The 13,081-nt window shown below is 60.8% G+C and carries 12 protein-coding genes; 8 read left to right on the plus strand and 4 right to left on the minus strand.

The window, feature by feature from the left end:
- Positions 1-63: 63 nt before the first annotated feature.
- Positions 64-870: an ABC transporter substrate-binding protein gene (locus KHO07_RS19670; protein ID WP_212625271.1), complete on the minus strand. Its 807-nt coding sequence runs from the start codon at positions 868-870 to the stop codon at positions 64-66.
- A 93-nt stretch (positions 871-963) separates the two neighbouring features.
- Positions 964-1,587 carry a TetR/AcrR family transcriptional regulator gene (locus KHO07_RS19675; protein WP_150736071.1) on the minus strand — a complete coding sequence of 208 codons (624 nt, stop codon included), beginning with the start codon at positions 1,585-1,587 and terminating at the stop codon, positions 964-966.
- A gap of 162 nt (positions 1,588-1,749) precedes the next feature.
- Here KHO07_RS19675 and KHO07_RS19680 point away from each other — a divergent pair, with 162 nt between their 5' ends.
- From KHO07_RS19680 to KHO07_RS19715, 8 genes are all read left to right on the plus strand, one after another.
- The gene (locus KHO07_RS19680; protein ID WP_212625272.1) at positions 1,750-3,552 is read left to right on the plus strand and encodes an acyclic terpene utilization AtuA family protein; all 1,803 of its coding nucleotides are present in this window, start codon (positions 1,750-1,752) and stop codon (positions 3,550-3,552) included.
- A gap of 12 nt (positions 3,553-3,564) precedes the next feature.
- A complete protein-coding gene (locus tag KHO07_RS19685) occupies positions 3,565-4,434 on the plus strand; it encodes an SDR family oxidoreductase (RefSeq protein ID WP_212625273.1) in 870 nt (289 codons plus the stop codon).
- A gap of 3 nt (positions 4,435-4,437) precedes the next feature.
- Positions 4,438-6,054, plus strand: a complete 1,617-nt coding sequence (atuC, locus tag KHO07_RS19690; protein ID WP_212625274.1) for a geranyl-CoA carboxylase subunit beta — start codon at positions 4,438-4,440, stop codon at positions 6,052-6,054.
- Between the two features lie 25 nt (positions 6,055-6,079).
- Positions 6,080-7,237 (plus strand): citronellyl-CoA dehydrogenase, encoded by a 1,158-nt coding sequence (gene atuD / locus KHO07_RS19695; protein ID WP_150736067.1) that lies wholly within the window; start codon positions 6,080-6,082, stop codon positions 7,235-7,237.
- On the plus strand, positions 7,234-8,028 hold the full coding sequence (locus tag KHO07_RS19700) for an enoyl-CoA hydratase-related protein (RefSeq protein ID WP_212625275.1): 795 nt from the start codon (positions 7,234-7,236) through the stop codon (positions 8,026-8,028). Before atuD ends, KHO07_RS19700 begins: the two co-directional genes overlap by 4 nt.
- A gap of 100 nt (positions 8,029-8,128) precedes the next feature.
- Positions 8,129-10,090: an acetyl/propionyl/methylcrotonyl-CoA carboxylase subunit alpha gene (locus tag KHO07_RS19705; protein WP_212625276.1), complete on the plus strand. Its 1,962-nt coding sequence runs from the start codon at positions 8,129-8,131 to the stop codon at positions 10,088-10,090.
- 71 nt (positions 10,091-10,161) lie between these two features.
- On the plus strand, positions 10,162-10,704 hold the full coding sequence (locus KHO07_RS19710; protein ID WP_212625277.1) for an exonuclease domain-containing protein: 543 nt from the start codon (positions 10,162-10,164) through the stop codon (positions 10,702-10,704).
- A gap of 68 nt (positions 10,705-10,772) precedes the next feature.
- Positions 10,773-11,057 (plus strand): pyrimidine/purine nucleoside phosphorylase, encoded by a 285-nt coding sequence (locus tag KHO07_RS19715; protein ID WP_150736063.1) that lies wholly within the window; start codon positions 10,773-10,775, stop codon positions 11,055-11,057.
- A 70-nt stretch (positions 11,058-11,127) separates the two neighbouring features.
- On the opposite strand, the gene KHO07_RS19720 is transcribed toward KHO07_RS19715, so the two are convergent.
- Both KHO07_RS19720 and KHO07_RS19725 read right to left on the minus strand, forming a co-directional pair.
- Positions 11,128-11,934 carry an MOSC domain-containing protein gene (locus KHO07_RS19720; protein WP_212625278.1) on the minus strand — a complete coding sequence of 269 codons (807 nt, stop codon included), beginning with the start codon at positions 11,932-11,934 and terminating at the stop codon, positions 11,128-11,130.
- Between the two features lie 161 nt (positions 11,935-12,095).
- Entirely contained in the window at positions 12,096-13,031 is a 936-nt protein-coding gene (locus tag KHO07_RS19725; protein WP_150736061.1) for a chemotaxis protein CheV, read from the minus strand.
- Positions 13,032-13,081: the final 50 nt, after the last annotated feature.

The raw sequence follows: 13,081 nt of genomic DNA on the forward strand, positions 1-13,081 counted from the left end.
TGACGTCAGCCGCAGCGGGAAATTTAAGAAAATCCGGTCATTAGCTGATCTGAAGAGACGATCTCAGCTGCCCGGGACAGGCACCACCGCAATCTTGTAAGGCTCGAAAATCTTCAGCATCTGGCCATTGTCCCGCAAGCCTTGCAGCAGCTTGCCGAACGCTTCGCCACTGATCGGCGCCGCCGGCCGCAGGATGGCGTAATGGTGATAGATCTGATCGATGCGATCGGACACCAGCAACTCATTGGCCACATTCAGATTGCGCAAAAAATAGTCGTTGAGGTAGGAGCGCGTGACCAGCGCGATGTCGGCCCGGCCGCGCAACACCATCAACAGGTTGCTGTCGTGGGAATAGGTCAGCGTGGCGTTGTAGTTTTTGGCGAGGTATCGGGCCTCGGCATTGAAGTTGGCGAATTCATAGTGGTAGCCGCTGAACAGCGCCAGACGCTTGTCAGTCAGGTTTGCAAAATAGTCTTGCTGGCGAACCGCACGGCCCTCGGGTTGGCGTTGTGCGACGAAAATCTCGGCGTCTTCCAGGCCCATGTCGACATCCATGTGGGGAATGTCTTTCCAGCCCCAGTCGGGGTTTTCGAAGATCGCCATGTCGATCCGCCCCTGCTTGAAGTCACCAAAGCGTCGAGGAATGGACGTCGGCACCAGCACGAACTGATAGTCGCTTTGCAGGGTGTTCAGCGCCTCGACCAGTTGCGGCAGCAAGCCGGTGTCGGCACCGGATTCCGGGCGTACGGTGTACGGCGGAAAGTGCGCGGCACCGATTCGCACCAGTTGCGCAGCCTGGGACGGTAGCAACCATAACGCCACGAGCGTCGCCAGCAAAAGCCGCGAAGCCGTCCGAATTGGCGAAGACATCAAGACAAGCCACTCCCCAAAGTACTGCATCAATGCATTCAAGCTAGGCGGTTTCGCCCAGTTAGCCAGTTTCCTGCCAACCAATCCAGCCGATCACTTCTCCTCCAGTACCAGAATCAGTGCCTCGTCGGCCAGTTGATCCAGGCCCATGCTGCCACCGGCACGAAACCAGGTAGTGGTCCAGGACAGCGCCCCGGTCAGAAAGCGTCGCGTGATGAACACATCGCCCCGGATAAAACCGGCGCTTTTGGCTTCACCCAACACCTGCAGCCAGATGTCTTCATAAATGTCCCGCAGCGCCAGCACCTGGGCCTGGCCGTCCTCGGACAACGACCGCCACTCATAGACCAGCACCGCCATGGCTTCGCCACTGCCACCCATGATCGACTGCAATTCGCAACGGATCAGCGCCAGTACGCGCTCGCGCACACTGCCCGCTTCGGCAATGGCCGCACGCATCAACGCGGTGTTGTAGCGAATGGTCTCCTCCATCACCGCGCGCAGGATTTCATCCTTGCTCTTGAAGTGATGAAAAATGCTGCCCGACTGAATGCCCACGGCACCGGCCAGGTCGCGCACGGTGGTGCGCTCGTAGCCTTTATTGCGAAACAGGTGAGCTGCCACTTGCAGCAACTTGCCACGGGCACTGTCCGGATCGGTCAACTGGCCGCTGTCGACCAGTTCGCGCATGACCCCCAGGGCTTTTTGCTCATCCACCCGATCTCTCCTACAGTCGTGATCACCGCTAAAACAGCGGGGTTGCGCGGGCAATTTAAGCTGACGGCCCGAACCAAGCAAGCGCTCGGGCAGAAGATATTTCTGTCATTTACAAACCAAGCGCTTGCTTGGTAGTCTCGATGCACTCTGTTGGAGGTGGTTATGGATTTGACTGCACCAAGAACAATTCGCATTGGGTGCGCCAGCGCCTTCTGGGGCGATACCTCGACTGCCGCCGCGCAACTGGTGGAAAGCGGTTGCCTGGACTATCTGGTTTTCGACTATCTGGCCGAAATCACCCTGTCGATCATGGCTGGCGCACGCATGAAAGACCCCGCGGCCGGTTATGCCAGCGACTTCATCGAAGTACTCGGCCCCCTGCTCCCGCAACTCGCCGATCACAGCATCCGGGTCATCAGCAATGCCGGCGGGGTCAACCCGCAAGCCTGTGGCGCCGCCCTGCAAGCAGCCTGCGACAAGGCCGGCGTTTCCTTGAAGATCGCCGTGCTGCTGGGCGATGACCTGCAACCGCAATTCAAACAATTGAGCACCCTGGGCATCCATGAAATGTTCAGCGGCGCGCCGCTGCCACCGATGTGCGTCTCGTCCAACGCCTATCTCGGCGCACCGGGCATCGTCGAGGCTTTGCGGCTGGGAGCGGACATCGTGATCACCGGACGCGTGGTCGACAGCGCGGTGGTCAGCGCCGCGCTGGTGCATGAGTTCGGCTGGTCGTGGCACGACTACGACAAACTGGCCCAGGCGGCACTGGCCGGGCACATCATCGAATGCGGCGCCCAGTGCACTGGCGGCAACTTCACCGATTGGCGCGATGTACCCGACTATGAACACATCGGTTTCCCCATCGTCGAAGTCAGCGCCGACGGCCAGTTCGTCGTCAGCAAACCCGCAGGCTCCGGTGGCCTGGTCACACCGCTGACGGTGGGTGAGCAGATGCTCTATGAAATCGGCGATCCAAGGGCCTATCGGCTGCCCGATGTGGTCTGCGATTTCACTCAGGTCAAACTGCATCAGCAAGGCAAGAATGCCGTGCAGGTGCACGGCGCGAAAGGCCTGCCGCCAACGGATCAATATAAGGTCAGTGCCACCTACCCGGATGGGTTCCGATGCACCGCCAGTTGCCTGATGGCCGGCATCGATGCGGTGGACAAGGCCCGGCGCGTCAGTGAAGCGATCATCAACAAGACCTCGGAAATATTCACCCAGCGCGGCTGGCCACCCTACAGCGACGTGAACATCGAACTGCTCGGCAGCGAGGCCACCTACGGTCCCCATGGGCAACGGCACGACAGCCGCGAAGTGGTGATCAAGCTTGCCGTGCGTCACCCGAACAAACAGGCGTTGATCGTGTTCTCCCGGGAAATCGCCCAGGCCGCCACGGGCATGGCGCCGGGGCTGACCGGAATTGTCGGCGGACGGCCGACGGTCTATCCGTTGATCCGGCTGTTCTCGTTCCTGATCGACAAAAGCACCTGTTCACTGGAGATTGATTTCATAGGCCAGCGCCACCCGTGCGCCCTGCCCGCCCTCGATGTCCTCGACAGTGCGGACTTGCCGGCACCGCTGGAACCTCCGAAGCCCACGGGGCTGGCCGATGCCAGCGTGGCGCTGGTCAAACTCGCGGTGGCGCGTTCGGGCGACAAGGGCAATCACAGCAATATCGGCGTCATGGCCCGCGATCCAGAGTACCTGCCGTGGATCGCCGAGGCGTTGACCCCCGAGGTGATCGTCGACTGGATGAGCCACGTCCTCGACCCGGTGCACGGGCGCGTCGAGCGATGGTATTTGCCTGCCAGCCAGAGCCTGAATTTCCTGCTGGAAAACGCCCTCGGCGGCGGTGGCATCGCCAGCCTGCGGATCGATCCACAAGGCAAGGCCTTCGCCCAGCAGTTGCTGGAAATCCAGATTCCGGTGCCGCAGCGCATCGCCGACCAGGTCAAATAGAGGACTGCCGCCATGGCCTACGATTCGATATTCAGAACTGATCTGTTTGCCGGCCAAAACATCATCGTCACCGGCGGCGGCAGTGGCATCGGCCGCTGCACTGCGCACGAACTGGCGGCCCTCGGCGCCCATGTGATTCTGGTCGGGCGCAAGGCCGACAAGCTGAAAGCCGTCGCCACCGAAATTGTGGAGGATGGCGGCAAGGCTGACTGGAGCACCTGCGATATTCGCGACGAAGAAGCGGTAACGCACCTGGTCAGCGAACTGATCCGTCAACACGGCCCGATTCACGGTCTGGTCAACAATGCCGGTGGGCAATATCCGTCTCCGCTGGCCTCGATCAATCAAAAGGGTTTCGAAACCGTGATGCGCACCAACCTGGTGGGCGGTTTCCTGATGGCCCGGGAAGTGTTCAACCAGTCCATGAGTCAACACGGCGGTGCCATCGTCAACATGCTCGCCGACATGTGGGGCGGCATGCCGGGCATGGGGCATTCGGGAGCGGCGCGCTCAGGCATGGACAACCTGACCAAGACGTCGGCGTTCGAGTGGGGTTATGCCGGCGTACGGGTCAACGCCGTGGCGCCGGGCTGGATTGCCTCCAGCGGCATGGACACCTACGAAGGTGCGTTCAAGGCAGTCATTCCAACCTTGCGCGAACACGTGCCGCTCAAGCGTATCGGTACTGAATCGGAAGTCAGCGCCGCCATCGTATTCCTGCTGAGCCCGGCCGCTGCGTTCATCAGCGGCAGCACTTTGCGTATCGACGGTGCCGCCAGCCTTGGCGGACGGGCATGGCCGATTCACAAGGCGACCAACAGCCAATCGTATAACGGCTTCCACCGCGCCTACCTTCCTGACGTCCTCAAGGACAAGGAATAACCCATGCCGGTGATCCAGTCGCAACTCGATGCCAACAGCGAACAGTTCGCCTGCAACCGTGCGGCGATGCTCAGCGCTGTCGAACAGGTCCGCACCCTCGAACAAAACCTGCTGGACAAGGCTGCCGAAGCCAAAGCCAAGTTCGATAAACGCGGCCAGCTGTTGCCCCGCGAACGCCTCAATCTGCTGCTCGACCCGGGTGCGCCGTTCCTCGAACTGGCGAGCCTGGCCGGCTATAAACTGCACGATGACAAGGACGGCAGTTCGGCCGGCGGCGGCTTGATCGCCGGCATCGGTTACGTGTCCGGGGTGCGGGTGCTGGTGGTGGCGAACAACAGCGCCATCAAGGGCGGGACCATTTCCCCCAGCGGCTTGAAAAAATCCCTACGCCTGCAACAGATCGCCATGGAAAACAAACTGCCGGTGATCACCCTCGCCGAAAGCGGCGGCGCCAATCTCAACTATGCGGCGGAGATTTTCGTCGAGGGCGCGCGCAGCTTCGCCAACCAGGCGCGGATGTCGGCCATGGGCCTGCCGCAGATCACCGTGGTGCACGGTTCAGCCACCGCGGGTGGCGCCTATCAGCCCGGGCTGTCGGACTACGTGGTGGTGGTACGCGGCAAGGCCAAGTTGTTTCTCGCCGGGCCGCCGCTGTTGAAAGCGGCGACCGGGGAAGTCGCCACGGATGAAGAACTGGGTGGCGCCGAGATGCACGCACAAACAGCTGGCACCGCCGAATACCTGGCGGAAAACGATGCCGATGGCGTGCGTCAGGTGCGCGAAATCGTCGGCATGCTGCCCTGGAACGAACAACTGCAATGGTTACCCGAACTGCGCTGGGAAGAACCGCTCTACCCCGTCGACGAACTGCTGGGGCTCATTCCGGATGATCCGAAAAAACCTTACGACGTACGCGAAATCATCGCGCGCATCGCCGACGGTTCGAACTTCCTCGAATTCAAGGCCGAGTTCGATCAGCAAACCGTCTGCGGGCAACTGAAAATCCAGGGCCGCGCCTGCGGCTTCATTGGTAACAACGGCCCGATCACGCCCAAGGGTGCAAGCAAGGCAGCGCAGTTCATTCAGCTGTGCGACCAGAGCCAGACGCCGTTGCTGTTTTTCCATAACACCACCGGGTTCATGGTCGGCACCGAATCGGAGCAGCAAGGTGTGATCAAGCACGGCGCCAAGATGATTCAGGCCGTGGCCAATGCCCGTGTGCCGAAACTGACTATCGTTGTCGGCGGGTCCTACGGCGCTGGCAACTATGCGATGTGCGGTCGCGGCCTGGACCCGCGTTTCATCTTTGCCTGGCCCAACAGCCGCACCGCGGTGATGGGCGGCGCGCAGGCGGGCAAAGTGTTGCGCATCGTCACCGAAGCCAAACAGGCCAAGGACGGGCTGGTGCCTGATCCGAAAATGCTCGACATGCTTGAACAGGTCACCGCGCAGAAGCTCGACAGCCAGTCCACGGCACTCTACGGCAGCGCCAACCTGTGGGACGACGGTTTGATCGACCCGCGCGATACCCGGACCTTGCTCGGTTACTTGCTGGATATCTGTCAGGAGGCCGAAGTGCGGCCGCTGCAAGCCAACAGTTTTGGTGTAGCCCGCTTCTAAGGGCGATCAGAGGAGAACAATAAAAATGATCTTCACCCAGGAACACGAAGCACTGCGCCGCACCGTCCGCCAGTTCGTCGAGCACGAGATCAACCCCCATGTCGAGGAATGGGAAAAGGCCGGGCGCTTTCCGATCCACGATATCTTCCGCAAGGCTGGCGACCTTGGCCTGCTGGGCATTTCCAAACCGGAAAAATTCGGTGGCATGGGCCTGGACTACAGCTATTCGATCGTCGCCGCCGAAGAGTTCGGGACCATTCATTGCGGCGGCATTCCGATGTCCATCGGCGTGCAGACCGACATGTGCACCCCGGCCCTCGCCCGCTTCGGCTCCGATGAACTGCGTGACGAGTTCCTGCGCCCGGCCATCAGCGGCGAGCAGGTCGGCTGCATTGGCGTCTCCGAAGTCGGCGCCGGTTCCGATGTGGCCGGGTTGAAAACCACTGCCCGTAAGGATGGCGACGACTACGTGATCAACGGCAGCAAGATGTGGATCACCAACTCGCCGAGCGCCGATTTCATCTGCCTTCTGGCCAACACGTCGGACGACAAACCGCACATCAACAAATCATTGATCATGGTGCCGATGAACACGCCGGGCATCAGCCTCAGCTCGCACCTGGACAAACTCGGTATGCGCAGTTCGGAAACCGCACAGGTGTTTTTCGACAACGTGCGCGTGCCGCAGCGCAACCGCATCGGCCACGAAGGCGCGGGGTTCATGATGCAGATGCTGCAGTTCCAGGAGGAACGCCTGTTCGGCGCGGCCAATATGATCAAGGGCCTGGAGTACTGTGTCGACAGCACCATCGAGTATTGCAAGGAGCGTAAAACCTTCGGTAACGCGCTGATCGACAATCAGGTAATCCACTTCCGCCTGGCCGAACTGCAAACCGAAATCGAATGCCTGCGGGCGCTGGTTTATCAGGCCACCGAGCAATACATCAAAGGCCAGGACGTCACGCGCCTGGCGTCCATGGCCAAACTCAAGGCCGGTCGACTGGGCCGCGAAGTCAGCGACAGTTGCCTGCAATACTGGGGCGGCATGGGTTTCATGTGGGACAACCCGGTGGCCCGCGCCTACCGCGACGTGCGGCTGGTGTCGATTGGCGGCGGTGCCGACGAAATCATGCTGGGGATCATCTGCAAATTGATGGGCATCCTGCCGGGGAAAAAGAAATGAGCACGCTACCCGATTGCCAGACGCTGCTGTTGGAACTGCACAACGGCGTGCTGCACATCACCCTCAATCGCCCGGACAGCCGCAATGCCATGAGCTTGCAGATGGTGAGCGAACTGCGCGCAGTACTGGCGGCGATTCACGATGACCGCGCTATTCGGGCGTTGGTCATCGGCGGTGCCGGTGGGCATTTTTGCGCGGGTGGCGACATCAAGGACATGGCCAACGCCCGCGCCCAAGGCACCAGCGCGCACCGCGATTTGAACCGGGTGTTCGGTGCGCTGCAAGAGGTGCAACACGCACCGCAAGTGGTCATCACCGTGCTGCAAGGTGCCGTGCTTGGCGGAGGCCTGGGCCTGGCCTGTGTCAGCGATATCGCCATGGCCGATCATTCGGCGCAATTCGGCCTGCCGGAAACCAGCCTCGGCCTGCTGCCGGCGCAAATCGCGCCCTTCGTGGTCCAGCGCATCGGCCTGACCCAAGCCCGGCGACTGGCGCTGACGGCGGCGCGCTTCGATGGCAACCAGGCGCGGCGAATGGGCCTGGTGCACTTTGTCGAACATGACCCGCAAGCCCTGGCCGAGCGTCTCGATGAGGTGTTGGCCCATGTACTTTGCTGCGCCCCCGAAGCAAATGCGGCGACCAAAAAACTGTTGCTGGCCAGCGCCGGGCAACCTTCGGATGCGCTACTCGACCAAGCCGCCGAGTGGTTCAGCGACGCGGTGACCGGGACTGAAGGCGTCGAGGGGACGATGGCCTTTGTGCAGAAGCGTAAACCGGGGTGGGCCTCTTAAAAGCATCGCTGGCAAGCCTGCTCCCGCAAGGTTTTGTGTGGGAGTTGGCTTGCCAGCGATGGGGCCATCACATTCACCGCAAAAACCCAGGGAACAGAACATGCCCGGATTCAGCAAAATCCTCATCGCCAACCGCGGTGAAATCGCCTGCCGCATCCAGCGCACGGCCCAGGCGCTGGGTTATCGCACTGTCGCCGTGTTCAGCGATGCCGATGCCGATGCACTGCACGTAGAAATGGCCGACGAAGCCGTCAACATCGGCCCGGCCCCGGTCCAACAGTCCTACCTGAACATCCCGGCGATCATCGACGCCGCCCGGCGCACGGGCGCCGATGCCATCCATCCCGGTTACGGTTTCCTCTCGGAAAACGCCGGCTTCGCCCGCGCCTGCCAGCAGGCCGGTATCACCTTTATTGGTCCCAGTCCTGAAGCCATCGAACTGATGGGCAGCAAACGCCTGTCGAAAATCGCCATGATTGAAGCGGGTGTGCCCTGCATCCAGGGTTATCAAGGCGCCGAACAGGATGACGCGACTCTGAACCGCGAAGCCGAACGCATCGGCTATCCGTTGATGATCAAGGCCAGCGCCGGCGGTGGCGGGCGCGGCATGCGCCTGGTGCAAGACGCCGGGGCTTTGCTTGAGCAGATTCGCACGGCGCGCTCTGAAGCGTTGAACGGGTTTGGCAGCGGTGAACTGATTCTTGAACAGGCGTTGATCGAGCCACGGCATGTTGAGGTTCAGCTGTTCGGCGACCAACATGGCAACCTGATCTACCTCGGTGAACGCGATTGCTCGATCCAGCGTCGGCACCAGAAAGTCATCGAAGAAGCCCCCTGCCCGGTAATGACCGGCGAATTGCGCCAGGCCATGGGCGAAGCGGCGCTCAAGGCCGGGCGTGCAGTGAACTACGTCGGTGCCGGCACGGTGGAGTTTCTGCTCGATGCACGTGGGCAGTTTTACTTTCTGGAAATGAACACGCGCCTGCAAGTGGAGCATCCGGTGACGGAGCTGATCACCGGGCTCGATCTGGTGGCCTGGCAGTTGAACATTGCCGATGGACAACCGCTGCCATTGCGTCAGGAGCAAGTGCAGCTCACCGGCCACGCCATGGAGGTGCGTTTATATGCTGAAGACCCGGCCCAGGGTTTCCTCCCGCAAACCGGACGCATTGCCGGCTGGGAACCCGGTTTGCAGGACGGCGTGCGATTCGACCACGGCCTGATCGAAGGTCAGCGCATCAGCCCGTTCTATGACCCGATGCTGGGCAAGATCATCGCCCATGGTGCTACCCGCGAAGAAGCCCGGCGCAAACTGCTGCGGGCGGTGCAGGACAGCGTGCTGCTGGGCGTGCAAAGCAACCAGCGCCTGCTCGCCAGCCTGTTGCAACACCCGGCATTCATTCGTGGAGCATTCAGCACCGGCCTGATCGCCCAGGAATTTGCCGAACATCATTGTTTGCAACCTTATGCGCCTACTCACGAGCAATTGGCGATTGCCGCGACCCTGCTCTATCAGGCCTCGGCCCAGACGCATCGTGCCCCATTGTCCGGATGGCGCAATAACGCAAGTGTGCGGCTGCACTATCGTCTAGGCCTGGAAGATCAGGAGTGGTCGGTGGTCGTGAACGCGGTACCGGGCGAGGCGTTCCGGATTGAAGTCGCCCACCGCACGCTTGAAGTGAAAGTCATCCACAGCGACGGACACTGGGCCACCCTGGAAATCAACGGAATCCGCCAACGCCATGCCTATCGACTCGAGGGTGGACACCTGTGCCTGTTTACCCGACCGGGCAGCCTGACACTGCAGGACCGAACCCAGGCCTTGGTCAGCAGCCAGGCCAACGTCAGCTCAGGCACGCTCAAGGCGCCGATGGACGGCGCGATTGTCGACGTGCTGGTCAGCGAGGGCAGCACCGTCAGCAAAGGCCAGCTGCTGGTGGTGCTGGAGGCCATGAAGATGGAGCATCCGCTTAAATCCGGTATCGACGGCGTGCTCAAGCGCTTGCAGGTGCGGGTCGGTGATCAGGTAAAAAATCGGCAGATTCTGCTGGAGGTCGAATAAGCCGCTAGGCGGATCCGTCGGGTTTGGCTACGCTCAAAACCTATCAGGACGCGGATACCAGGAACCCTGCGATGCCTCATTGGCTGGTCATTGATCTGGAAGCCACCACCGACGAGGGTGGTTGGCCAGTAACAGAGATGGAAATCATCGAAATCGGTGCCACCCTGGTCGATCGCAAGGGACGGGAACTGGATCACTTCCAGCGGTTCGTCCGCCCGTTGCGGCGACCGTTGCTGACCCCATTTTGCCGAGACCTGACGCATATCACCCAGGCCAACATCGATAGCGCGCAACCTTTGGGCGAGGTCTGGCCATTGTTCGAGCGCTGGCTCGCCCAACATCACAGCCGCCTTGAAGGCTGGGCCAGTTGGGGTGATTACGACCGCAAGCAACTGTTGCAGGAGTGGCAGCGCCTGCAACTCGACAGCGTCTTGAGTCGTGTACAGCACATGAACCTCAAGCAACGCTTTGCCAAGGCCCGACGGCTGGAACGCCCGCTGGGGCTCAATGGCGCCCTGCAACTGGCCGGTCTGCAGTTTACCGGCCAGCAGCACCGGGCACTGGAAGACGCGCGCAATACCGCACGATTGTTACCCCTGGTTCTGCCGCTTTAGACAGGTGACGCCAACAAAGGCCTTGTGCATACTGGCCGGCCATTTTTAGCCCTTTTCGAGGAATCGCCATGTTTAAAGTCAATGAGTACTACGACGGCACCGTCAAGTCGATCGCCTTCGGCACCGCTGAAGGTCCGGCGACCATCGGCGTCATGGCTCCAGGCGACTACGAATTCGGCACTTCCCAGCGTGAAATCATGCACGTGGTATCCGGCGCCCTGACCGTCCAGCTACCCGGCAGCGAAGAATGGGAAACCTTCGCCGCCGGCAGCCAGTTCAACGTGCCTGCCAACAGCAAATTCAAACTGAAAGTATCTGTCGATACCGCTTATCTGTGCGAATACCGCGGCTAAAACCCTGGGTTTCACAAAGCAAAAAAATGCCCGTGTCCAAGGACACGGGCATTTTTTCATTCAGCGGCTTTCATTCAAGGATAGTCACCGGCATGCCGACTTCCAGCCGGCCGTTACTGTCGTTGACCAGATTTTGCCCGAACATCGCGCCATCCGCTTTGGATCGATAGGCTTGCAGGGTAGCGAACGGTTCACGATCCGCGCTGCGTTCGCCGGTCTGTGGGTCGATGGTGGTCAGAATGCACCGTGAGCACGGCTTGACCACGCGGAACTCGACATCACCAATGCGAACGCGCTTCCAGTCATCCTCGGCAAACGCATCACTGCCTTCGATCACCAGGTTCGGCCGAAATCTCAACATTTCCATGGGCCGCCCGACTCTCTCCGACAGATCTTCCAGGGATGCCTGCCCGATCAACAACAACGGAAAACCGTCCGCGAACGCCACCTGATCATCGTCCTTGCCATAACCGGCCTGAGTCGTACGCGCACGATCGAGCGGCACTTGCACCAGGCGCGTCGGCTTGCCGATGAACTCGCTGACCCAGGCACCCGCCGCATCACCGGCATCGGGCACGCGCAAAGTATCGCGCCAGATGGTTACACCGCGCAGTTCGGCGTCGCTGCCAGGCAAGGCGATATCGATAGCAGCGAGGCCAGGAGCCTGAAGGGTCAAGCCGCCCTCGGCATTCCACAGCGCCGACAGCTGACTCATTTTTGCTACCGCTCGCTGGGTCAGGAAACGCCCGCTACCCTCGTCCACCAGCATCCAGCGTCGATCCCCGTCCAGCCCGAGCTTGTCGAGGCTGATCTGTTGCAAGATCTCGCCCTTGCCGGATTTCAACGGATAACGATAAAGCGCGCTCAGACGCAGCATAGCCAGCTCCCTGGTGGGCCAAAAACGCCACCCTATACGAGCTTGAGCGCTGAATCAAAGGCTGAAGACTGAAGCACGCGCAGTTCTTGCAGGAGCCGGCTTGCTGGCGATGCGATCGGTGAGATCGCGCTGGCAAACCGGCCCCTGCAGGTGGGTCATGATCACGCCGGCACGGCGTCGAGCATCAGGCGCTGGCGCACCACATCGACGAGCTTGTCCGGCTGGAATTTGGAGAGGAAGTTGTCGCAACCGACCTTCTTGACCATCGAGTCGTTGAAGCTGCCGGACAGCGACGTGTGCAGCACCACATACAGGCCGCGCAAGCGAGGATCGTTGCGGATTTCGGTGGTCAGGCGATAGCCGTCCATTTCCGGCATTTCGGCATCGGTGAAGACCATCAGCAGCTTGTCGGTCATGTTCACACCGCTATCGGCCCAGGCCTTGAGCATGTTCAGCGCCTTCAAACCGTCACTGGCGATGTGCATTTTCACGCCCAACTGCCCCAACGTATCGCGCAGTTGTGCCAGCGCCACATTGGAGTCATCCACCAACAGCACTTCACGACCACGGGCGCGTTCCAGCACCGGATCTTCAAGTTTGTCGCGGGACACCTTGGCGTTGTACGGGACGATTTCGGCCAGGACTTTTTCGACGTCGATGATTTCCACCAATTGATCGTCGACCTTGCTGATGGCCGTCAGGTAGTGCTGGCGACCAGCGCTGGTCGGCGGCGGCAGAATTGCTTCCCAGTTCATGTTGACGATGCGATCCACGCCACCGACCAGGAAGGCCTGCACCGAGCGGTTGTACTCAGTGACGATGATCGTGCTGCCCGGGCCCGGCACCAGCGGCCGCATGCCGATCGCCTGGGACAGGTCGATCACCGGCAGCGTCTGACCTCGCAAATTGACCACACCGCACACAAACGGATGACGCTGGGGCATCAAGGTCAGCTTCGGCAGTTGCAGGACTTCCTGCACTTTGAACACGTTGATGGCGAACAACTGCCGCCCGGCAAGCCGGAACATCAAAATTTCCAGGCGATTCTCACCCACCAATTGCGTACGTTGGTCTACCGTATCGAGAATGCCGGCCATCAATCACTCCTGGGCTTGTACTGATGAATTCACTAATAGAGGGTTATCGG

The sequence above is a fragment of the Pseudomonas sp. PP3 genome (genome assembly GCF_905336995.1).
Taxonomy (GTDB): Bacteria; Pseudomonadota; Gammaproteobacteria; order Pseudomonadales; family Pseudomonadaceae; genus Aquipseudomonas; species Aquipseudomonas reinekei.